General features: G+C 62.2%; 17 protein-coding genes. 7 read left to right on the top strand and 10 right to left on the bottom strand.

Going from position 1 to position 20,524, the window contains the following annotated elements; all coding sequences use genetic code 11:
• Window positions 1–82: 82 nt before the first annotated feature.
• The 4 genes from ACQZ6J_RS15350 to ACQZ6J_RS15335 form a co-directional block, all read right to left on the bottom strand.
• On the bottom strand, window positions 83–943 hold the full coding sequence (locus ACQZ6J_RS15350) for a 5'-nucleotidase, lipoprotein e(P4) family (protein WP_449084674.1): 861 nt from the start codon (window positions 941–943) through the stop codon (window positions 83–85).
• A 250-nt stretch (window positions 944–1,193) separates the two neighbouring features.
• A complete protein-coding gene (locus ACQZ6J_RS15345) occupies window positions 1,194–1,835 on the bottom strand; it encodes a ThuA domain-containing protein (RefSeq protein WP_015341580.1) in 642 nt (213 codons plus the stop codon).
• A gap of 24 nt (window positions 1,836–1,859) precedes the next feature.
• Complete coding sequence (locus tag ACQZ6J_RS15340) at window positions 1,860–2,960, bottom strand: Gfo/Idh/MocA family protein (RefSeq protein ID WP_449084673.1); 1,101 nt, start codon at window positions 2,958–2,960, stop codon at window positions 1,860–1,862.
• A 141-nt stretch (window positions 2,961–3,101) separates the two neighbouring features.
• A complete protein-coding gene (locus ACQZ6J_RS15335) occupies window positions 3,102–4,304 on the bottom strand; it encodes an ROK family protein (protein WP_449084672.1) in 1,203 nt (400 codons plus the stop codon).
• Between the two features lie 220 nt (window positions 4,305–4,524).
• On the opposite strand from ACQZ6J_RS15335, the gene ACQZ6J_RS15330 reads away from it, so the two are divergent.
• The 4 genes from ACQZ6J_RS15330 to ACQZ6J_RS15315 all read left to right on the top strand — a co-directional run bounded on the left by ACQZ6J_RS15330 (window position 4,525) and on the right by ACQZ6J_RS15315 (window position 8,870).
• Window positions 4,525–5,826 carry an ABC transporter substrate-binding protein gene (locus ACQZ6J_RS15330; protein WP_163987195.1) on the top strand — a complete coding sequence of 434 codons (1,302 nt, stop codon included), beginning with the start codon at window positions 4,525–4,527 and terminating at the stop codon, window positions 5,824–5,826.
• A gap of 71 nt (window positions 5,827–5,897) precedes the next feature.
• Complete coding sequence (locus ACQZ6J_RS15325; protein WP_163987194.1) at window positions 5,898–6,836, top strand: carbohydrate ABC transporter permease; 939 nt, start codon at window positions 5,898–5,900, stop codon at window positions 6,834–6,836.
• Entirely contained in the window at window positions 6,829–7,677 is an 849-nt protein-coding gene (locus ACQZ6J_RS15320) for a carbohydrate ABC transporter permease (protein ID WP_163987193.1), read from the top strand. The genes ACQZ6J_RS15325 and ACQZ6J_RS15320 overlap by 8 nt, the downstream gene beginning before the upstream one ends.
• Before the next feature lie 122 nt (window positions 7,678–7,799).
• Window positions 7,800–8,870, top strand: coding sequence for an ABC transporter ATP-binding protein (locus ACQZ6J_RS15315; protein WP_449084671.1), 1,071 nt, complete (start codon window positions 7,800–7,802; stop codon window positions 8,868–8,870).
• 92 nt (window positions 8,871–8,962) lie between these two features.
• Here ACQZ6J_RS15315 and ACQZ6J_RS15310 read toward each other — a convergent pair whose 3' ends face one another.
• The 5 genes from ACQZ6J_RS15310 to ACQZ6J_RS15290 all read right to left on the bottom strand — a co-directional run bounded on the left by ACQZ6J_RS15310 (window position 8,963) and on the right by ACQZ6J_RS15290 (window position 14,731).
• Window positions 8,963–9,340: a DUF427 domain-containing protein gene (locus ACQZ6J_RS15310; protein ID WP_449084670.1), complete on the bottom strand. Its 378-nt coding sequence runs from the start codon at window positions 9,338–9,340 to the stop codon at window positions 8,963–8,965.
• A gap of 100 nt (window positions 9,341–9,440) precedes the next feature.
• Entirely contained in the window at window positions 9,441–10,055 is a 615-nt protein-coding gene (locus ACQZ6J_RS15305) for a TetR/AcrR family transcriptional regulator (protein ID WP_449084669.1), read from the bottom strand.
• 179 nt (window positions 10,056–10,234) lie between these two features.
• On the bottom strand, window positions 10,235–12,073 hold the full coding sequence (locus ACQZ6J_RS15300) for a peptidoglycan DD-metalloendopeptidase family protein (RefSeq protein ID WP_449084668.1): 1,839 nt from the start codon (window positions 12,071–12,073) through the stop codon (window positions 10,235–10,237).
• 132 nt (window positions 12,074–12,205) lie between these two features.
• The gene (locus tag ACQZ6J_RS15295) at window positions 12,206–13,564 is read right to left on the bottom strand and encodes an Nramp family divalent metal transporter (RefSeq protein WP_449084667.1); all 1,359 of its coding nucleotides are present in this window, start codon (window positions 13,562–13,564) and stop codon (window positions 12,206–12,208) included.
• Between the two features lie 417 nt (window positions 13,565–13,981).
• Entirely contained in the window at window positions 13,982–14,731 is a 750-nt protein-coding gene (locus tag ACQZ6J_RS15290) for a tryptophan 2,3-dioxygenase family protein (RefSeq protein ID WP_449084666.1), read from the bottom strand.
• Between the two features lie 150 nt (window positions 14,732–14,881).
• On the opposite strand from ACQZ6J_RS15290, the gene ACQZ6J_RS15285 reads away from it, so the two are divergent.
• Window positions 14,882–15,352 (top strand): Lrp/AsnC family transcriptional regulator, encoded by a 471-nt coding sequence (locus ACQZ6J_RS15285; protein ID WP_163987186.1) that lies wholly within the window; start codon window positions 14,882–14,884, stop codon window positions 15,350–15,352.
• Here ACQZ6J_RS15285 and ACQZ6J_RS15280 read toward each other — a convergent pair whose 3' ends face one another.
• The gene (locus tag ACQZ6J_RS15280) at window positions 15,353–15,976 is read right to left on the bottom strand and encodes a TetR family transcriptional regulator (protein WP_163987185.1); all 624 of its coding nucleotides are present in this window, start codon (window positions 15,974–15,976) and stop codon (window positions 15,353–15,355) included.
• 202 nt (window positions 15,977–16,178) lie between these two features.
• Here ACQZ6J_RS15280 and ACQZ6J_RS15275 point away from each other — a divergent pair, with 202 nt between their 5' ends.
• Together ACQZ6J_RS15275 and ACQZ6J_RS15270 are read left to right on the top strand one after the other, a co-directional pair.
• A complete protein-coding gene (locus ACQZ6J_RS15275; RefSeq protein WP_163987184.1) occupies window positions 16,179–17,348 on the top strand; it encodes an efflux RND transporter periplasmic adaptor subunit in 1,170 nt (389 codons plus the stop codon).
• A complete protein-coding gene (locus tag ACQZ6J_RS15270; protein ID WP_163987183.1) occupies window positions 17,348–20,506 on the top strand; it encodes an efflux RND transporter permease subunit in 3,159 nt (1,052 codons plus the stop codon). Before ACQZ6J_RS15275 ends, ACQZ6J_RS15270 begins: the two co-directional genes overlap by 1 nt.
• Window positions 20,507–20,524 lie beyond the last annotated feature (18 nt).

Here is a 20,524-nt window from a genome sequence, read left to right as displayed (position 1 = left end):
TGTGGCCGCATAAGGAGCGGCCCCCTCCGTCATTTCGCGACAGAGGAGGGTATCGCACCCTCCTCCAACGCAGTGCAAATTCCTACTTCCCATCCCAGGGCGTCAACGCGTCCTGCTTCATGCGACGCTGTTGTTCCGGCGGAAGCTTGTAGTCCCCCTTATAGGGCGCGCTTTCGAAGGAGCCGTAGGTCGGGTTGGCGATGGCGATCCAGTCGTGGCCGAAATGGGAGATATTGGCTTCGAAGACCTTCTGCCGCTCCTCGACCGTGCCTTTGTAATCGTCGGTGAAATCGCCGAAATTGTCGCCGAACATCAGCAGGATGCGATAGTTCTTGGCGATGAAGGCGCGGCGCGTGCCCTTGGCGGAGGTCCAGTCAGGCTGCTCCTTGACGCTGAGGAATGTGTCGACGTTGTCCCCCATCGGAAAGCCGAAGCGCTTCAATTCCTCGACGGTCGGCTTCTCCTCGTCGGCCGTGCGGTTGGTGACGTAGAAGACCTTCACGCCTTTCGAGGCGGCGTATTGGGTGAATTCCACCGCGCCGGCGATCGGCTTGTCCTGCTGGGCATTCACATATTGCGTCCAGCTGTCCGCGGTGAAGCTGCTGCCCGTCGTGATGTTGCGCGCCTGATAGGGGGAGGTGTTCAGGATGGTATCGTCGACATCGAGGATGACCGCCGGCGGAAAATCTTGGAAATTGCCCGTCTGCTCGACAGGGGCTGCCGTCCAGCTTTTGTCCGCCAATGCCTCGTCGAGCCGGATGCGGCCGAGCGTATAGGCGCCGAGCGCGTTGGCCTGCGCCTCGACCGATGTCTGGTCCCAGAGAACGGCGTTGAGATTGTCGTCCGGCATGGCGTCCGGCAGATCGGCGGCCAGAGCCGGCAGGGCGGCGACGAGGCTGATGGCTGCGACGAGCGCTCGGCGCCCGGTATATCCGTTTCTCACGCTGTTCTCCTTTTGCTGAAATCCGCAAGGCATATCAAACGCTTCTGATATGTCTCGATATCATGATCCGGGTAAGGATAGTTTGCGCGCGAAGCGAATGTGTCAAGTCTGTGACAGTTTGCGCCGTCATCGTAAAGCAAATTGCCGCCCGCAATCATGAAAGATGCGGGCGGCAATCGGCTTCGATATGAGGATTTTCGCCTGTTTGACGGGGCCTGGATAATGCCCCGCCGCACGAAGACTTTTGTTTTCAGCGCGCGGCCCAGTTGGCGCCGCGGCGGAAGATGGTCTTCATCTGCGGCACGTCGAACTCCTTGGCCTGGTGGCCGAGCGAGGAATAGAAGACGCGGCCCTTGCCGTATTTGCGCTTCCAGGCGACGGGCATGACGACGCCGTCGATCCAGTAGGCATGATCACCGGTAAAGGTCGTGGTGGCCAGCACCTCGTTCGAGGGGTCGACATGCATGTAATATTGCTCCGACGTGTAGGGGAAATCGGTGATCCCCTCCATGATCGGGTCGTCCGGCCGCGTGATGTTGACCGTGTAGTCGATGATGTTGCCGGGGTGGGCGACCCACTGGCCGCCGATGATGAACTGGTACTCGACGCTTTCGCGGAACGAATCGCCCGCGCCGCCATGGTAGCCGGCAATGCCGACACCGCTTTCGATGGCGGCGGCGAGGTTCTTCACCTCTTCCTTCTCGATCTTCGACATGGTGACGATCGGCACGATCAGGCTGAGATCGTGGATCGAAGGGTCGGCGAAGGCCTCGGTGCTGTTTTCGAGGTAGACCTTGAAGCCATCCTCCTCCAGCATGTCGCGGATGATATGGGCGCATTCCTGCGGTTCGTGGCCGCTCCAGCCGCCCCAGACGATAAGTGCTTCACGCATGATAATCCTCCTGAAAATGCGTCGTTAGCGGCCGATCTGCCCGTCCACCAGGGATTCGGACAGAGGGGCGGGACGCTCCGTTTGCGTCGTGATGGTGACCGTGCGCCCGCCGTCGGAGGCCGTCTGGAAGGCTTCCATGACCTCGAGCACATGCAGCGCGAGGCTGCCATTGGCGCGGTGCGGCCGGCTCGAGCGGATGGCGTGCGCCAGGTCGGCAACGCCGAGCGAGCGATAATTGCCATCGGCATAGGGCGCGGTGATCTCGCGTTCGGCAAACTCGCCGCCCTTCTTCAGGAACTCGACGGGGCCGCCGAAGCGATTGGGATCGGGCACAATCAGCGTGCCTTCGGTGCCGTAGACTTCGAGCGGCACATGCTTGTGGCCGGCGACATCGAAGCTCATGCCGATCTGCACGACGGCGCCGCTGGCAAAGGCCATGACGCCGGCGACATGGGTCGGCACATGCACGGGAATGTGCTCGCCGTTGCGCGGCTCGCTGGTGATGATGCGCTCCTTGCGCGGCGTCACGGCGAAGCCTGCGACCTGCGAGACGGGCCCGAGCAGGTTGACGAGATCGGTGATGTAGTAGGGACCCATGTCGAGCATCGGGCCGCCGCCGACTTCATAGTAGAAAGCCGGATTCGGATGCCAGCGTTCGTGGCCGGGGCACATGAAGGTGGCGGTGCCGCCGACGGGGATGCCGATCGCGCCCTCGTCGATGATGGCGCGCGCCGTCTGATGGCCGCCGCCGAGGAAGGTATCGGGTGCCGCGCCGATGCGCAGGCCCTTGGCGGCAGCCGCATCCGCGAGTTTCTTGCCCTCGGCGAAATTGATGCCGAGCGGCTTTTCCGAATAGGTGTGCTTGCCGGCGTCCAGCGCCTGCAGGCCGACGGCGACATGCGCCTTCGGGATGGTCAGGTTGACGATGATCTCGATCGAGGGGTCGGCGAGAAGCGTCGCGATATCGACCGCCTTCAGGCCGAATTCGGAGGCCTTTGCCTCGGCGAGCTCGCGATTGAGGTCGGCCACGCCTTTGATGTCGAGAATGGGAAAGGATTTCATGGCGGTGAGATAGGCGCCGGAAATGTTTCCGCAGCCGATTATGCCGATGCCGACCTTGTTCATAAACGTCCTCCAGATGAATTGTCTTTGTCTGTCCTGGAACGGCTCAGCGTTTCGCATAGGCGCTGAGCCGCTCTATCCTGTTGTTTCGACACAATTCCGGCCGGAAAACCGCTGCGCACTTTTCCTGGAATTGCTTAGGGCTCAGAGGGCCGGCGCCGGTCCCGTCGTTCCCCAGGGCGATTCGTAGAGTTCGCGCAGCGCGACGACGGCCGCACCCTGCGCCCAGGTCTCGTCGGTCGACTGGTCGAACACGAGTTCGGTCACGCCCTTGATTGATGGCGGGATGGCCAGCGAATAGGCTTCCCGAAGGCTGTCGAGAAAGGGCTGGCCGAGCGCCAGGCTGGATCCCACGAGAATGACGCGCGGTGGGGCAAACAGCGTGACGATGTTGGCGAGCGCCATGCCGCAGGCTTCGCCGGCGCGGATCGCAGCGCCGATCAGCGCATTGTCTTCGGCGGCAATCAGCGTCTTGGCATGGGCCATTCCCCGGCCGAGGCGAATGGCTTCGGCGAAGCGGCCGCTCGGCTGATCGCCGAGAATGGCGCTCTCGCCGGCAAGGCTTGCCAGCCGGACGGTGCCCTGCGGCCCCATGCCGAGCACGAGATCGCCGAGATTGTGGCTAAGGCCGCCGGCGCCGCGAAAGAGCTGGCCCCCATGCAGAACGCCGAGCCCCAATGTCTGTTCCAGCGACACCAGAACCATGTCGTCGAGGTCTCTCGCCCTGCCGAACCAGTGATGCGCCAGCGTGATCGCGTGCGCGTCGCTTTCGACGATGGTGGTGACGCCAAGCCGCTCCGACATTTCCTTGGCGAAATCGACGCCGCTTTCGCGGAAGATCGGGCTGGTGCGCACATGGCCGGTGCGATGTTCGATGACCCCCGGCAGGCCGAGGCAGACGGAATCGATCTCGTCGAGAGCCAGATTGGCGTCCACCACGCAGCGGCGCACGCCATCCTCGATCAGGTCGGCGATGACGCCGATCGGCTGCCGATCGACGCGCAGCGCCAGCGTCAGCGTGGAAAGAACCTCGCCGCGAAAGTCCGTCACGACGAAGACCATGCGGTTGGCGGCGATTTTCGCGCCGACGACGCGGGCGGCATCCGGATTGAGTTCCAGCATGACGCGGGGCCGGCCACGGGCCGCCGCCTCGCGCAGGTCGCCCTCGGTGCGCGCCAGGATCAGGCCGTCATCGAGCAGCGATGCCGTGATTGCCGAGACCGTGGTGGTCGAAAGCTGGGTGCGGTCGCTGATTTCGATACGTGCGATGGAGCCCGCCCGCCGGATCGTATCCAGCACGTTGAAGCGGTTTATCGCCCGCATAAGTTCGGGATCTGCTGTTTTCATGAGACTGATGCCGAATGACGGACCCGCTCGGCTGCGGCCTGGTATTTTTAACGGAATGCGAATTAAATAACCTATGGTCATTGCCCAATGTCAAGCCGTTTTACCGGCAATCTGCCGAAAATTTAGCGGCGGTGGTTGACATTTCAGCAAAGCTCCGTTGAATTATTCCGCATAAGGGAAAAAATATTGAGGCTCTTGGTTCCCTTGGGAGGAGAAAATCATGATCCATCTACGTGGGGCGAAAGCCCTTCGCAGCGCCGCTATTGCCGCCACTGCCGGATTGGCTGTTCTGGCCGGCGCGACGAGCGCTTTTGCCGACACCACCGTCAAATGGCTGCATCTTGAGGCCAATCCGGCCTATGTCGCCATCTGGCGCAAGATCGCCGACGAGTACGAGGCCAAGCATCCGGGCACGAAGATCGAGATGCAGTTCCTGGCCAACGAGGCCTTCAAGGCCAAGCTGCCGACCCTGTTGCAATCGAACGATGCTCCCGATTTGTTCTATAGCTGGGGCGGCGGCGTGCTGAAGCAGCAGCAAGAGACCGGCACGCTGCTCGACCTGACCCCGGCGATGGATGCCAAGGACGGGGCCTGGAAGAAGAGCTACAACCAGGCCGCCATCAAGGGCCTGACCTTCGACGGCAAGATCAGCGCCGTTCCCTATCAGATGGGCACGGTTTCCTTCTTCTATAACAAGGCCCTGTTTGCCAAGGCGGGCGTCGATGCCGATGCCATCAAGACCTGGGACGACTATCTGGCTGCTGTGAAGAAGATCAAGGCGGCCGGCATCGTGCCGATCGCCGGCGGCGGCGGCGAAAAGTGGCCGATCCATTTCTACTGGAGCTATCTCGTCATGCGCGACGGCGGCCAGCAGGTCTTCAACGACGCCAAGAATGGCAAGGGCAACGGCTTCAACGACCCGGCGATCATCAAGGCCGGCGAACAGCTTGCGGAACTCGGCAAGCTCGATCCCTTCCAGCCCGGCTATCTCGGCGCGACATGGCCGCAGACGCTCGGCGTCTTCGGCGACGGCAAGGCGGCGATGATCCTCAGCTTCGAGACGACGGTCGCCACCCAGCGCGTCAATTCGGGCGATGGCAAGGGCCTGGCCGACGACAATATCGGCCGCTTCGCCTTCCCGGCGGTGACCGGCGGCGCGGGCGCTCCGACGGATACGCTCGGCGGCCTGAACGGCTGGGCCGTCACCAAGAAGGCACCGCCGGAAACGCTCGATTTCCTCGCCTATCTGACCAATGCCGAGAATGAGCGCACCATCGCGCAGGGCGGTTTGATCATTCCCGTCGCCGTCGGCGCGGAAGATGGCATCAAGTCGCCGCTGATGCGTGGAGCCGCCGACCAGCTGGCGCATTCGACGTGGCACCAGAACTTCTTCGACCAGGATCTGGGTCCCTCCGTCGGCCGCGTCGTCAACGACATTTCCGTCGGCATCGTCTCCGGCCAGTTGTCGCCGAAGGATGGCGCGCAGCAGGTTCAGGACGCCTTCGAGCAGGACCAGCTTTAACGGCATCCGGCGCCGGCGTTTCTTGCGTCGGCGCCAGTCTTCCTTTTGAATTTCAATCGTCGAGACCGCCCATGACCGATGTCAGCGCCACGACCGCCATGCCTTCCGTCGCAAGAGCGAGGCCGACTGCCAAGCGTAAATCGCCGTCGGCGCACGGCCGCATGCCCGTCATCCTGCTGTTCCTGCCGCCGGCGCTGCTGCTTTTCACCATCTTCGTCATTCTGCCGATGGGCGAAGCGGCCTGGTACAGCCTTTATCGCTGGAACGGCTATGGCCCGCCGACGGAATTCGTGGGGCTGCGCAATTTCCAGGTTCTGTTCAAGAACGGCGCCTTCCTGACGTCGCTCAAGAACAATGCGCTCATCATTCTGGTTTCGATTGCCATTCAGGTGCCGCTCGCCATCTGGCTCGCGACGATGCTGGCGAACCGCATTCGCGGCGTCGTGCTCTTCCGGCTGATCTTCTTCCTGCCCTATGTGCTGGCGGAAGTGGCCGCCGGCCTGATCTGGCGCTTCGTCTATGACGGCGACTACGGGCTGTTTGCCGCGATCGCGCATTTCCTCGGCACCGCCACGCCCTATGTGCTCGCCGACAAGGATCTGGCGATGTATGCCGTGCTCGGCGTCATCGTCTGGAAATATTTCGGCTTTCACATGATGCTGTTCATCGCAGGCATGCAGTCGCTGGACAAAAGCGTGCTCGAGGCGGCCGAGATCGACGGCGCCACCGGCTGGCAGAAGTTCCGCTACGTTACCCTGCCGCTGCTCGGCTCGACGCTGCGTCTCTCCGTCTTCTTCGCCGTCGTCGGATCGCTGCAGCTCTTCGACATGATCATGCCGCTCACCGGCGGCGGCCCGTTCAACTCGACGCAGACGATGGTGACCTTCCTCTACAATTTCGGCGTCACCCGCATGCAGGTCGGCCTCGGCAGCGCCGTCGGCGTCGTGCTGTTCGTGATCTGCGTCACCCTCGCCTTCGGCTACAAACGGATATTTATGCGCAATGACTGATATGGCCTCATCCGTTCGACTGACCACCGGCACGAAGATCTATCTCTACGTGTCGCTGACCATCATCGCCGCCATCGTGCTGATCCCGCTCGCGACGACCGCGCTCGGCGGCTTCAAGACGCTCGGCGATCTCCGCACCAATCCCTTCGGATTGCCGGCCGAATGGCATTTCGAGAATTATACGAGCATCCTGTTCGGCGACCGCTACTGGCGGCAGATGATGAATTCGCTCATCATCGCCGTCCTCACGGTGTTCCTGACGCTGTCGGTCTCGGCCATGGCGGCCTTCGCCTTCGCGCATGTGAAGTTCTTCGGCTCGAACTTTCTGCTCAACTATTTCCTCATCGGCCTGATGTTTCCGGCCGCCACCGCCATCCTGCCGCTGTTTATCCGCATCCGCGATCTCGGCCTGCTCAACACCTATTGGGGCGTGGTGCTGCCGCAGGTGGCTTTCGGCCTCGGCATGAGCATCCTGCTTTTTAGAAACTATTTTCGAAACCTTCCGGAAGAATTGTTCCAGGCGGCGTTTGTCGACGGTTGCGGCTATATCCGCTTCTTCTGGCATATCTCCTTGCCGCTCTCGCGGCCGATCATCGCCACCGTCAGCATCATCTCCTTCGTCGGCAGCTGGAACAGCTACATCCTGCCGCTGATCATGCTGAATTCGGATTCGATCTATCCCTGGCCGCTCGGCATGATGGTCTATAGCGGCGAGTTCGGCACGGAATGGGAGCTGGTGCTCGCCTTCATCACGCTCACCATCCTGCCCACCATCATCGTCTTCTTCCTGGCGCAGAAGCACATCATCGCCGGTCTTACCGCCGGTGCGGTGAAATCCTGAGCCTGGAGCGGTTCAGCCTTTCATGGAAACCCTGAACCGCTCCATCTTTTTGTTTTGACGCAATTCCGGACGGAAAACCGCTTCGCACTTTTCCTGGAGTTGCTCTCATCGGAGCAAACAACATGGCATCCGTCGAACTGCACAACATCCACAAGGCCTATGGCGCGCTCACGATCATCCACGATATCTCGCTGGCGATCGAGGACGGCGAGTTCATCGCGCTTGTCGGGCCTTCCGGCTGCGGCAAGTCCACGCTGCTGCGGATGATCGCCGGGCTGGAGGAAATCACTGACGGCGACGTGTCGATCGGCGGGCAGGTGGTCAACGCCATGACGCCGCGCGAGCGCAACATCGCCATGGTCTTCCAGTCCTACGCGCTCTACCCACACATGACGGTCGCCCAGAACATGGGCTTCAACCTGAAGCTCTCGGGCGAGACCAAGCAGGTCATCGAACAGCGGGTCAACGAAGCCGCGCGCATGCTCGATCTCACCAAGCTGCTCGACCGCAAGCCGGCGCAGCTTTCCGGCGGCCAGCGCCAGCGCGTCGCCATGGGCCGCGCCATCGTGCGCAATCCCGCCGTCTTCCTGTTCGACGAGCCGCTTTCCAACCTCGACGCGAAGCTGCGCGTGCAGATGCGCTCCGAAATCAAGGCGCTGCATCAGAAGGTGCAGACCACCTCGATCTACGTGACCCACGACCAGATCGAGGCCATGACGCTTGCCGACCGCATCGTCGTCTTGAATCAGGGCAATATCGAGCAGCAGGGCACGCCGATCGAGCTCTACCGCAAGCCTGCCAATCTGTTCGTCGCCGGCTTCATCGGCTCGCCGGCGATGAATTTCCTCGACGGCGTGGTGGACGGCGTCGAGGGCGCGCCTGCGGTGCGGCTGAAGGACAGCACGCCGATCCGCATTGCCGACGAGCGTAAGGTCAAGGCGGGCCAGAGCGTGAAGATCGGCCTGCGACCCGAGCATTTGAGCCTTGTCAGCAATGGCTCGCCGCTCACCGGCCAGACCCTTCTGGTCGAGCCGACGGGCGCGCAGACGCATGTGCTGTTCGATCTTGCGGGCGATCAGGTGACCGCCGTGGTCGACGGCGAGGCGCCGGTGCGTTACGGGCAGCCGCTGAACGTCTCCATCAGCCCGGAGCAGGTCTACGTCTTCGATGCGTCGAGCGGGCTTGCTCTTTAGAATGGTTCAGCCGGGCTCTCCGAGCCGCTCCATCTCTTTGCCGTCCCGCAATGCCGGGACGGAAAGCCGTTACGCATTTTTCCTGGAATCGCTCAGGTGACGATGTCGATCGAATCGACGCGGTCCGGGTAGAAGGCCATGTAATCCTTGATCCGGCTGACCGACGCGTAGGGATTTTCATAGCTCCAGATCGCGTTCACCGAACCCTCGCCGCCGGCCGGGATGCTGTAATAGGAGCACTCGCCCTTGTAGGGACAGTAGGTCTCATGGCTCGTCTTCTGCAGCGCCGCCATGTCGACATCCCTGCGGGGAATATAGAGCACGGCCGGATAGGACGCCTCCTTGAGCGACAGCGCGTCGTTCGTGTCGGCAATTATCTTGCCGGCGACGGAGACGGTGACATGGGCATGCTTGTCCTCGATGGTGATGGGGTGATCGGGACCGGGGATCTTGACTGCTCTTTCCGACATGATGGGCCTCCTGGGGTGAGGTAAAGGGCGGGCAGTTTCCGTGCCTGAGGCAACTCCACCGTTCCTGTTTCAAGACATATAGGAAGGCCCGCGCGGATTATCAGCCCTTTTGCACCGGCCAGCGCAGGCCATCCATCAAGAGGCGCACGAGGCGGCGGGAGCGATCGTGCCATTCCGGCGAATTGGGCATGGAGTAGGTGCCTGACAACGCATGCAGCACATCCGTGCTGTCGACATCGGCGCGGATCGAGCCGGCGGCGACCGCTTTTTCGATCAGGCCTGCAAGTGCGACGGGCACCCTGCCGTTGCTGTCGGCAAAGAGCTTGGAATTGCTGTTGAGAAGAATGCGCAGGCTGTCGGCCATGCCGCGCTTGGTGGCGATATAGCCGACGAAGCGGTGCATCCACTCTTCCAGGGCCTTGTCGGGAGCAAGTTCGCCGGCAAGCGTCCCGGCCGCTTCGCAAAGCGCTTCGACTTCGTGGCGGTAGACCGCCTCCACCAGATGTTCCCGGCTCGGGAAATGGCGGTAGAGCGTTCCGATCCCGACATCCGCCCGGCGGGCGATATCCTCCAGGGAAGCATCTGTGCCATGGCTGGCGAAGGCCTGAGCCGCGACCTCGATCAGCGTGTCACGATTACGGCGCGCATCGGCGCGCAGAGGCCGGCTGTCGTTCGGCAGCGTATCCTTCGGTTCCGGCAACGGCTTGCGCGCCAATTTCTGCTCCCTGCGGATTGCCGTATGTCGATATCCGGCTCATGCCTGCGTGGCAGGCGGGGATCGGGGATATCGTCCCTACAGATGTATCGGAGAATTGATATCGCATTCGCCAACGAGGCGCCATTGCTGCCCGCATGGGCCTAGGCCGACCTCATGCGCATGGATCGTCGGCAGGCTTATGGCGAGGGAGCGCCGAAATGGTTCGGCCCGAAGCTTGGTCCCAAGCTCGGCCCGCGATCGAAGCTGGAGAAGGCCGCCGTCGGATTGTCGTGTGTCGCCGCCGGAACGTCGAGATAGCTCATGATGTTCTCGACGTGGCTGACCTGCGAGCGCAGGCTGTCGAGCGACTTGCCGGTCAGGTTGGTGCCGGCCGGCAATTGCGCCGTCAGCGGGTTTTCATAGCGGCCGTTGACGCGCAGCTCGTAGTAGAGATGCGGGCCGGTGGAATAGCCGGTCGAGCCGACATAGGCGATGACCTGCCCCTGCGTGACACGCTGGCCGATCCGCAGGTCCGATGGCGTTGCCGAAATATGGGCATAGGTGGTCTCGTAGCCGCCGTCGTGGCGAATGCGGACATATTTGCCGTAGCCGGTTTCCCAGGAGATCTTCTCGACGACGCCGTCGCCGGCGGCCTGGATGGGGCTTCCCATCGGGGCGCGGAAATCGACGCCGTTGTGGAACTTCTTCACGCCGAGAATGGGATGGATGCGCCATGCGAAGCCGTCGCCGAGCGTGCCGTTCGGCACGGGACGGTGCACGAGCGACTTGGCGATCGAGTGGCCGCCTTCGTCGTAGAATTCCGAAGAGCCTTCGTCGTCGTTCTTGTGCAGATAGAAGCGGTGCGTATCGCCGTCGGCGTGGAATTCGATGAACATCAGCTCGTTGCGACCGTCATCCGACTTGCGGAAGAGCAGGTCGACGCTGTCGGGTGCATCGTCCGCGCTGGTCAGCGAAATGCCCTTGGCCTTTGCGAGCTTCATGAGCTGGGCGGCATATTCCTTGCTCAGGCCGGCTTTTTCGAGCTTGGAGCTGACCGTCGTCTCGTCGCTGTCGTCGACATTCTTGAGATCGACCGCCGCAACTTCCGAAGAGGACGGTGCTTCCGCCTGGCTTTCGCTATAGAGCGTGGAAAACAGCCTGTCGTTTGCCATCGGCACGAAGCCATTGGCGTCGTCGCGGGCGACGACCCGCTCGGGGGTCTTTTCGCCGCTCAAGCGGGCCATGACCAGCTTCGGGCGGGCGTTGGGGCTCTTCTTTTCAAGCAGCAGTTCCAGGCTGTCGCCGGGAGAAACGGTATCGGTCTCGAGCGCGCGCTGCAGCTCGTCGCCCGCATCGCTGCTGAGGCCCGCGGAAGCAAGGATATCCTGCAGGTCCTGCTTGTCCTTCGGCATGGACACCAGGCGACGAAACTCGCGGCCCTGCTCGCCGGTCGTCGCCCGGGATACGCTGACGTTCAGCGGCACGCCGCGAACGGGGAAACGGGAGCGGCGGACCGCATCATAATGCGTTGCCTGCGGATAGATGCCATGACGGATATCCGACAGGGAGGGCGGCGAAAACGCAAGGTTTTCCACACGTTCTCCGGCATAGGAAGCATTGATGGGGCCGGCGCTGTCGCGGGTCATTCCGGCTTCGTCGGATTTGAAGACCAGAGTCGTGCGGTGATAGGTGAAGATGCGGGTCTCGCCGCTGGACATCTTCTCGGCCACCTGCGCGAAGCGGGCGCCGTCGAAACGCTGTTTGGCGGCCAGCCGCTCGCTCTTGTGCATTGCCGGCTGCGACGGCGCCAGCTGTGCCGTGCGCATCGGCACGGCCTGCTCGATCGTATGATGGGCCAACAGCGGATAGAGCACGGTTGCCAGAAGACCGAAGGAGGCGGTGCCTGCCAGGCCGATGGCGATCAGATGGCGCAGATGGGCGGAACGCGGCAGAAACGGAATATGAAAATCATGATGCGGCCGAGCCTGGATCGCAGCCTCTGCAGGAAATTGAACGCGCAATGGACTTTCGGCCATGAATTGAGGAACCCTGCAGATTGCGGTGGGCCCAAACTAGGGCAAATCATGGCAAAATCTGGGCAAATATTACGAGGCCGTTAATTGCCGTGAACATCCACAGGTGCAGATTCGCGCGTTCCGGGTGATTCGTCAACCGAAGATGGTGTCGTAGAGCAGCTTGAAGTTCAGCACAAGAATGATTGCCGCAACGATCCACGAAAGGACGGCAACGCTTCTGGAGACGGTGAAACTGCCCATTTTCTCGCGGTTTGTCACAAACTGGACCAGGGGAATGACGGCAAAGGGCAACTGCATGGAGAGCACGACCTGGCTGAGCACGAGCAGATCGGCAGTACCCTTTTCACCATAAATGGCAGTCACGAACACAACCGGAATAATTGCGAGGCTGCGGGTCAAAAGTCGTCTCGCCCAGTGCGGAATCCGCAGGCGCAGGAAACCTTCCATCACGATTTGCCCGGCCAGCGTCGCCGTCACGGTCGAATTGAGACCGGAGGCGAGCAAGGCCACCGCGAACAAGGTGGATGCGATGCCGAGGCCGAGAAGCGGCGACAGCAGTTCGTAGGCCTGGCCGATTTCGGCGACATCGGCATGGCCGCTGTTGTGGAAGGCGGCGGCGGCGACGATCAGGATGGCGGCGTTGACGAAGAGTGCCAGCATCAGGGCGACGGTGCTGTCGACGGTTGCCCATTTGATGGCATCGCGGCGGCCTTCCTCGGTGCGCTTATAGGCGCGGGTCTGCACGATCGAGGAATGCAAATAGAGGTTATGCGGCATGACGGTCGCGCCGATAATGCCCATGGCGATGTAGAGCATCGCGTGATTGGTGACGATTTCCGGCGACGGGATGAAGCCGTGGAGGATCGCGGCGACCGGCGGCGCGGCGGCGGCGATCTGGATGGCGAAACAGGTGGCGATGACGATCAGAAGCGCGATGACGAAGGCTTCGAGATAGCGAAAGCCCCTGCTCATCAGAAGCAGCAGCAGGAAGGCGTCAAGCGCGGTGATCAGCGCCCCGCCGATCAGCGGGATTCCGAACAGGAGTTGCAGCGCGATCGCCGTGCCGATGACTTCGGCAAGATCGCAGGCGATGATCGCGAGTTCGCAGGCGAGCCAGAGAGCCAGATTGACCGGTCGCGGATAGTGATCGCGACAGGCCTGGGCGAGATCCCGGCCGGTGGCGATGCCGAGCCTGGCCGACAGCGCCTGCAGCAGGATCGCCATCAGGTTCGACAGCATGATGACGGTGAGAAGCGTGTAGCCGAACTGCGCGCCGCCGGCCAGATCGGTCGCCCAGTTGCCGGGGTCCATATAGCCGACGGAAATCATGTAGCCCGGCCCGATGAAGGCGATCAGGCGCCGGATCCAGCTGCCGGTGTGAGGCACCATGACGGTGGCGTTGACTTCAGGAAGGCTGGGACGGTCGTCCTCGTCAGGGCTGGCGAACTTCCATGCGCGCTGTCGCGCCGTGGCTTCCTGAATTTGCGTCATGCGGCAGGCTCCGGGGGAGGGTCGGACTGTGAGGTTACTAAACAAATATGCCAGGCAACAGATTTATGCAATATGCTATATTTCATGGTTTTTGCATTTTTGTTGACGGAAATGCCCCGGTTTCCAGACTTTGTGGCAGGGAGGAGCCATCTTGTTCATTGGCGAACGCAGTACGACCGTGCGCCTCGCGCCGGAAGGCGGAGCAGGCAAAACGGGTGAGCCGTTCGGGAGAAAACGCCATATTCGGCCGGAGTGCCGGGTTGGCTGGCGCTGAAAAGTCGGGAGGATCTCTATCGCGAGGGCTTCGGGTCGCGCTTTCCGCATCGATACGGATGACAGGCCTGCCTTTGAGCCTGAATAAGCCAAGGGGCTTCCGCCGCGTTTCAGCCGCGGCGGAAGGTGTTTTCCGGCCGGCGCCTATTCGGCGGCGTCGTGCTTGGAAATGGAATCGCGGACGACGCCGTATTGGCTGCCCCAGCGATCGGTCATCTCGGCGCGGATATCCCACAGGTCGGGGAAGAAGCGATGGCGCGCGCCGGCCTGCAGCAGTTCGACAGGGCGGCCCTTCAGCGACTTCGAACCGAGCCCGATGGAGCGCTGGATCAGATACATGTGGTTGGCGCGGAATTTCTGGAACAGTTCGTCATATTCCACCAGCGCTTCGGCGACCACATAGCTATCGCCGTGATCGTATTTCCCATCATAGATGTCCGCGACCGTCAGGCCGGGGGCGTCGAGATAATGCGCCTTGAAGGCGTGCCAGAGGTCGGGCGGCATGCGCAGCAGGAACTTGAAGCCCGGCGATTCCTGGCCGCTGCCATTGCCGAGCTGCAGGCGGACTTCCTGGTATTCCCTTGGCGACATGGTTTCCAGGAGGTCGAGCTGTGCCGTCATCATGCGCATGATCCGGTTCACGCGGCCCATGAGCGTGACGACGCGATGCGTCTCGTGCTTCTCCATGAAGTCGATGACATCGACCAGCGTATAGGCCATGAGCTTCATCCAGAGCTCTTCGACCTGGTGAACGATCTGAAACTGCAATTCATCGCCGTTGACCATGCCGCTCAACGGCTTCTGACAGGCAAGCAGCTTGTCGCATTGCAGATAAACACCGTAGTCGCGCATCTCAGGCGCCTCGATGCGCGCGTAATAATCTTCCTTCTTCATCTTCGTTCCCTTTATCCCGGCTCCTTGCCGCCAAGCACGTTTGCTCTTTTTCGAGAATACGAAATTTCGGCTTGAACATTGTTCCTATTTGTCATCCAAAATTGGAGAAATAGAGTACGATCGATCATCAATACTGCTCTGGAGAGAACGATGGAATTGGACGCGCTCGACCACAAGATCATTGCCGCGCTGGAGGCCGATGCGCGCATCTCGTTTGCGGCGCTTGCCGATCTGGTCGGGCTCAGCAAGACGCCCTGCTGGAAGCGGGTGAAGGCGCTGGAGGAAGCGGGGGTGATCAGGGGTTACAGGACGCTTCTCGACCCGGCCCGCCTTGGCTTCGGGCTGGAAGCCTTCGTGCAGGTGTCGATCGATGTGGAGCGCTTCGACGCTTTCGAAACCGCCGTGCGCCGGCACCCGCTGATCTGGCGCTGTCACGCCACCACGGGCGAGGCCGATTATCTCCTGCATATCCTGGCGACCGACATGGCCGCGCTCGATCGTCTGCTCCGGCAGGAACTGAACCGGCTGCCCGGCGTGCGTCACACCGTGACATCGATGTCGACGCGGGAAATCAAGTCGGACATTTCCCTCGCCGAGGCGACCCGGCACGCCGGCGGATGACTATCGGCTGTCGCCGCAGCGCATGGAACCGACGAGGCCGCGGATGAGCCGCTCGCCGACATCGACCAGAGGGAAGGATTTGCCCGAGCGAAGCCACTCGGCAAGCAGGCCGTTCATCGAGCATTGAATGCCGCGGGCGGCGGCATCGACGGTCCATAGCGGTCCGAGCGTGTTGCGCTCATGGGCCATCTCGATCAGCTTCTGCAATTTGCCGAACATCTCGTCATTGGCGGTGACGATCCGCTGGGCCGCGTCGGTCAGATGCTCCGTGAACTCACAGCCGAGGATCATGATGGCAAAGACACGCTGCTGGTGTTCGTCTTCGGCCAGGATCTGCAGAACTTCGATAGCGCCTTGCTCGATGAGGCCGAGGGGGTCGTCGTGTCCATGCTCGATGGCATAGTCGACGATGGCCTCCTGCGGCAGGCGGATCTCGCTGTGCAGCGCGGTCAGGACCTCGGCCTTGTCCTTGAAATGCCAGTAGATCGCACCGCGCGTTACGCCGGCGCGTTTGGCGATCTTTTCGAGGCTCGAGCCACTGACGCCGTTCTCATAGAAAATCTCGGCAGCAGCGGTGAGGACTTCCTCCCTGGTCTTGGCTGCATCTTCCTTCGTTCTGCGCATGCGCCTCCTCAAAAACTTCCACGAGCGAAACGGGGGATTTCGCCTCGGTCTATCTACATGATTTTACGTGATAATATCTGAAGCCGGCATGTGGCTTCCGATGTCGGAGGTAAAAGTCACGTCGATTTGATATTTACAATCATTCATGTATGTTTGTATATTGCGACGCAACAAAAATGTCGAATCTCGCGGTGATTTTCCCATGACGACGTATAAATCCCCCCTTCTGCGCAACAGTCTCGTTGCCGCTGGACTGCTCTTTTTCTGCGCATCTCCCTCCCTCGCGCAGCAGGCCGGACAGATGCCGCCGCCACAGGTGACCGTGGTCGACGTCAAGCCCCAGACCGTGGCCCTCGCTTACGAATATGCTGCGCGCATCTCCGCCTTTAGGCAAGTCGATGTGCGAGCCCGCGTGGGCGGTATCCTGTTGAAAAGAAACTTTGTCGAAGGCGCCGAGGTCAAGGCCGGCGACGTGCTCTTCCTCATCGATCCGGCAACCTACAAGGCGGCGCTTGCCCAGGCTCAGGCGCAATTGCAGCAAAGCCAGGCTCAGTTGGCCCAGGGGCAGCGAGAGGAAAAGCGCAACATCACCCTGTTCGACCAGAACGCCGTTACCCAGAAGGCGCGCGATGATGCGACTTCGACCCGGCAGCTGGCGGAAGCGGCGGTTGCCGCCGCGCAAGCCCAGGTCCAGACGGCGCAGCTCAATCTCGACTATACCCAGGTCACGGCCCCGGTCGGCGGCATCACCAGCCTGGAACAGGTTTCCGAGGGGAGCCTGATCGGCACGACGGGCGATAGCGGGCTACTCACCAGCATCACGCAGCTCGATCCCGTCTACGTCAATTTCTCCTTCTCGGATGCCGAAGCGGCCGAAGTGCGCCGGCTGATCGACATGAAGAAGGCCAAGGGCGAAGCGCCCAATCTCGGCGTCAAGATTTCCTTCGGCGACGGCACGACCTACGATCATGACGGCATGGTCGATTTCACCTCGTCCACCATCGACGTGTCGACCGGTACGCTGCAGGCCCGCGCCGTGGTCGACAATCCCGACCGTCGTCTGCTGCCGGGCCAGTTCGTGCGCGCGAAGGTGACGGGCGTTTCGCTCGACAACGCCATCACGATCCCCGAAGTGGCGCTGATGCAGAGCCCGCAGGGGCAGTTCGTCTACACGATCGACCAGGACGGCAAGGCGCATGTCAACCCGGTCACGCTTGGCCAGAAGATCGGTAGCAGCTGGCTGGTGCTTTCCGGCCTCAAGGCCGGCGACAAGCTGATTACCGAAGGCATCATCAAGGTGCGCCCGGGCGCACCGGTACAGGCGACGGCGGACGCAACGCCCAAGGACGCGAAAAAGGTGGCGCAGAACTGATGTTGGGCAACAGATTCTTCATCGATCGCCCCGTTTTCGCGGCGGTGATCTCGATCGTCATCCTGCTTGCGGGCGCCGTCTGCCTGCGCATCCTGCCGATCGCGCAATATCCGGAGCTGACGCCGCCGCAGGTCGTGGTCACCGCGACCTATCCCGGCGCCAGCGCCGAGACGGTGGCGCAGACCGTCGCCGCGCCGCTCGAGCAGCAGATCAACGGCGTCGAAAACATGCTCTACATGCAGTCGACGAACTCCAACAGCGGCTCGATGCAGATCACGGTGACCTTCGCGCTCGGCACGGATCCGGACCAGGCTGCGATCAACGTCAACAACCGCGTGCAGCGTGCCGTCTCCACCCTGCCGCAGGACGTGACGCGCCTTGGCGTCGTCGTCACCAAGCGCTCGACGTCGATCCTCGGCTTCATCGCCATGTACTCGACCGACAGCCGCTATGACCGCACCTATGTCGGCAACTATGCGCTGCTCAACGTCGTCGACGATCTCAAGCGCATTCCGGGCGTCGGCGACGTCAACCTGCTCGGCGATATCGACTATTCGATGCGCATCTGGCTGCGGCCCGACAAGCTCGCGCAGTACAATCTGACGCCGAGCGATGTCGCGGCGGCCATCCAGGAACAGAACTCGCAGTTTGCCGCCGGCCGTTTCGGCGACCAGCCGAGCAACAATCCGCAGGCCTTCACCTATACCGTGACGACGCAGGGGCGCCTGCCCGACGTCGATGCCTTCGGCGAAATCATCCTGCGCTCGACCGCCAATGCCGCAACGCTGCGGCTGAAGGACGTGGCGCGCATCGAGCTCGGCACCAAGAGCTATTCGGTTCAGAGCAGCCTCAACGGCACGCCGGCGATCCCGATCGCCGTCTATCTGCAGCCGGGCGCCAACGCTTTGAACACGATGAAGGCGCTCAGGACGCGTCTGGACGAGCTGCAGAAGTCGTTCCCGCAGGGTGTCGCCTATGAGATCCCCTACGACACGACGAAGTTCATTCAGGTGTCGATCGAGGAGGTGATCCACACCTTCATCGAAGCGATCCTGCTCGTCGTCATCGTCGTCTTCGTCTTCCTGCAGAACTGGCGGGCGACGCTCATCCCCATCATCGCCGTGCCCATCTCGATCGTCGGCACCTTTGCCGGCATGTACCTGCTCGGCTTCTCGATCAACCTTCTGACGCTGTTCGGCCTGGTGCTGGCCATCGGTATCGTCGTCGACGACGCCATCGTCGTGCTCGAAAACGTCGAGCGCCTGATGTCGACGGAGAAGCTGTCGCCCAAGAAGGCGGCGATCAAGGCGATGGGCGAGGTCACGGGTCCTGTCATCGCCATCGTGCTCGTGCTCTGCGCCGTCTTCATTCCGGTCTCCTTCATGGGCGGGCTGGCGGGCCAGATGTACAAGCAGTTCGCCGTCACCATCGCGATCTCGGTCACCCTGTCCGGCATCGTGGCGCTGACGCTGACGCCGGCGCTCTGCGCGCTGATCCTGAAGCCAGGCCATCATGAACCGGTCCTGCCGTTCCGCATCTTCAACCGGGCCTTCGACGGGTTGACGCGGGGCTATGCCGCCGGCGTCGCCTTCTTCCTGAAGCGCGTCATCGTCGGCTGCGTGCTCGTCGCCGGCCTGCTCGGCGTGACGGGCTATCTCTTCTATACGTTGCCGGGATCGCTGGTGCCGGACGAAGACCAGGGTTCGTTGTTCCAGATCGCCATCCTGCCGCCGGCCGCGTCGCTGACGCGCACGCAGGCCGTCATGGACGAGGCGATGGTCAACACCCAGAAGCTGCCCGGCGTCGAAAACGTCTTTGCGGTCTCGGGTTTCGACCTTCTGTCGGGCGGTCTGAAGAGCAGCGCCGGCGTTGCCTTCGTGACGCTGAAGGACTGGAGCGAACGCAAGACGCCCGAACTCGATGCCCGCAATCTCGCCGGCCCGATGATCGGCGCCAACATGGGCATCAAGGATGCCATGGTGCTTGCCTTCAATCCGCCGCCGATCATGGGTCTTTCGACCACGGGCGGTTTCGAGGTCTATCTTCAGGATCGCAGCGGCAAGGGCGTCTCGGGGCTTTCCGATCAGGCCCAGAAGCTCGTGGCTGCCGCCTCCAAGCGGCCGGAGCTTGCGGGTGTCCGCACCACGCTCGACACCAACGTTCCGCAGTTCCGCGCCGATCTCGACCGCGAGAAGGCCAAGGCGCTCGGCGTGCCGATCAACTCCGTCTTCGACGCCATGCAGGCGACCTTCGGCAGCCTCTACGTGAACGATTTCACGCTTTATGGCCGCAACTATCAGGTCAACCTGCAGTCGGAAGCGCCGTTCCGCGAATCGCCCGACGATCTGCGCCAGGTCTTCGTCCGCTCCGACAGCGGCAAGATGATCCCGCTCGATACGCTCATCAAGGTGACGCGCACCATCGGGCCGGACCAGCTCGAGCGCTACAATGCCTTCAATGCCGCCAAGATCACCGGCAACCCGGCGCCGGGTTATACGTCGGGCGACGCGATCAAGGCCATGCAGCAGGTGGCGGCGGAAACCCTGCCGGAAGGGTTCCAGATCGCCTGGACGGGTTCCGCCTATCAGGAACTGGAGACCAGCGGCGCCGGCACGCAGGCAATGGTCTTCGGCATCATCATGGTGTTCCTGATCCTGGCCGCGCAGTATGAAAAGTGGAGCCTGCCGCTCGCCGTCATCACCGCGATCCCCTTCGCGCTGTTCGGCGCGCTGCTTGCCACCTATCTGCGCGGGCTCACCAACGACGTCTACTTCCAGATCGGCATGGTGACGCTGATCGGCCTGGCGGCGAAGAACGCCATCCTGATCGTCGAGTTCGCCGTGCTGAAACGCAAGGAAGGCATGAGTGCGGCGGAAGCCGCGCTCGAGGCGGCGCGGCTGCGCTTCCGCCCGATCGTGATGACGTCGCTTGCCTTCATTCTCGGCGTCGTGCCGCTGGCCATCAGCAGCGGCGCCGGCTCCGCCAGCCGCCATGCCATCGGCACCGGCGTCATCGGCGGCATGCTGGCGGCGACCTTCATCGCCACCTTCTTCATCCCGATGTTCTACCGCCTGATCGCCTGGAAGCAGCCGAAGCCGGCGGAAGACGACGAGGATGACGCGATCGAGCAGCGCCCGCACGCGCAGGCGGCGGAGTAGGGTTGTCTGCTCCGTCCT

This window comes from Rhizobium sp. A37_96 (assembly GCF_053521765.1).
This window is presented reverse-complemented; position numbering and strand designations above follow the sequence as displayed.

What these genes read in the sequence shown, in the direction of transcription:
- ACQZ6J_RS15330 (WP_163987195.1), top strand. Translation starts at nt 4,525, where the DNA reads ATGATCCATCTACGTGGGGCGAAAGCCCTTCGCAGCGCCGCTATTGCC.
- ACQZ6J_RS15340 (WP_449084673.1), bottom strand. Translation starts at nt 2,960, where the DNA reads ATGAACAAGGTCGGCATCGGCATAATCGGCTGCGGAAACATTTCCGGC.
- ACQZ6J_RS15280 (WP_163987185.1), bottom strand. Translation starts at nt 15,976, where the DNA reads ATGCGCAGAACGAAGGAAGATGCAGCCAAGACCAGGGAGGAAGTCCTC.
- ACQZ6J_RS15270 (WP_163987183.1), top strand. Translation starts at nt 17,348, where the DNA reads ATGTTGGGCAACAGATTCTTCATCGATCGCCCCGTTTTCGCGGCGGTG.
- ACQZ6J_RS15335 (WP_449084672.1), bottom strand. Translation starts at nt 4,304, where the DNA reads ATGAAAACAGCAGATCCCGAACTTATGCGGGCGATAAACCGCTTCAAC.
- ACQZ6J_RS15285 (WP_163987186.1), top strand. Translation starts at nt 14,882, where the DNA reads ATGGAATTGGACGCGCTCGACCACAAGATCATTGCCGCGCTGGAGGCC.
- ACQZ6J_RS15310 (WP_449084670.1), bottom strand. Translation starts at nt 9,340, where the DNA reads ATGTCGGAAAGAGCAGTCAAGATCCCCGGTCCCGATCACCCCATCACC.
- ACQZ6J_RS15320 (WP_163987193.1), top strand. Translation starts at nt 6,829, where the DNA reads ATGACTGATATGGCCTCATCCGTTCGACTGACCACCGGCACGAAGATC.
- ACQZ6J_RS15295 (WP_449084667.1), bottom strand. Translation starts at nt 13,564, where the DNA reads ATGACGCAAATTCAGGAAGCCACGGCGCGACAGCGCGCATGGAAGTTC.
- ACQZ6J_RS15315 (WP_449084671.1), top strand. Translation starts at nt 7,800, where the DNA reads ATGGCATCCGTCGAACTGCACAACATCCACAAGGCCTATGGCGCGCTC.
- ACQZ6J_RS15290 (WP_449084666.1), bottom strand. Translation starts at nt 14,731, where the DNA reads ATGAAGAAGGAAGATTATTACGCGCGCATCGAGGCGCCTGAGATGCGC.
- ACQZ6J_RS15325 (WP_163987194.1), top strand. Translation starts at nt 5,898, where the DNA reads ATGACCGATGTCAGCGCCACGACCGCCATGCCTTCCGTCGCAAGAGCG.
- ACQZ6J_RS15300 (WP_449084668.1), bottom strand. Translation starts at nt 12,073, where the DNA reads ATGGCCGAAAGTCCATTGCGCGTTCAATTTCCTGCAGAGGCTGCGATC.
- ACQZ6J_RS15275 (WP_163987184.1), top strand. Translation starts at nt 16,179, where the DNA reads ATGACGACGTATAAATCCCCCCTTCTGCGCAACAGTCTCGTTGCCGCT.
- ACQZ6J_RS15345 (WP_015341580.1), bottom strand. Translation starts at nt 1,835, where the DNA reads ATGCGTGAAGCACTTATCGTCTGGGGCGGCTGGAGCGGCCACGAACCG.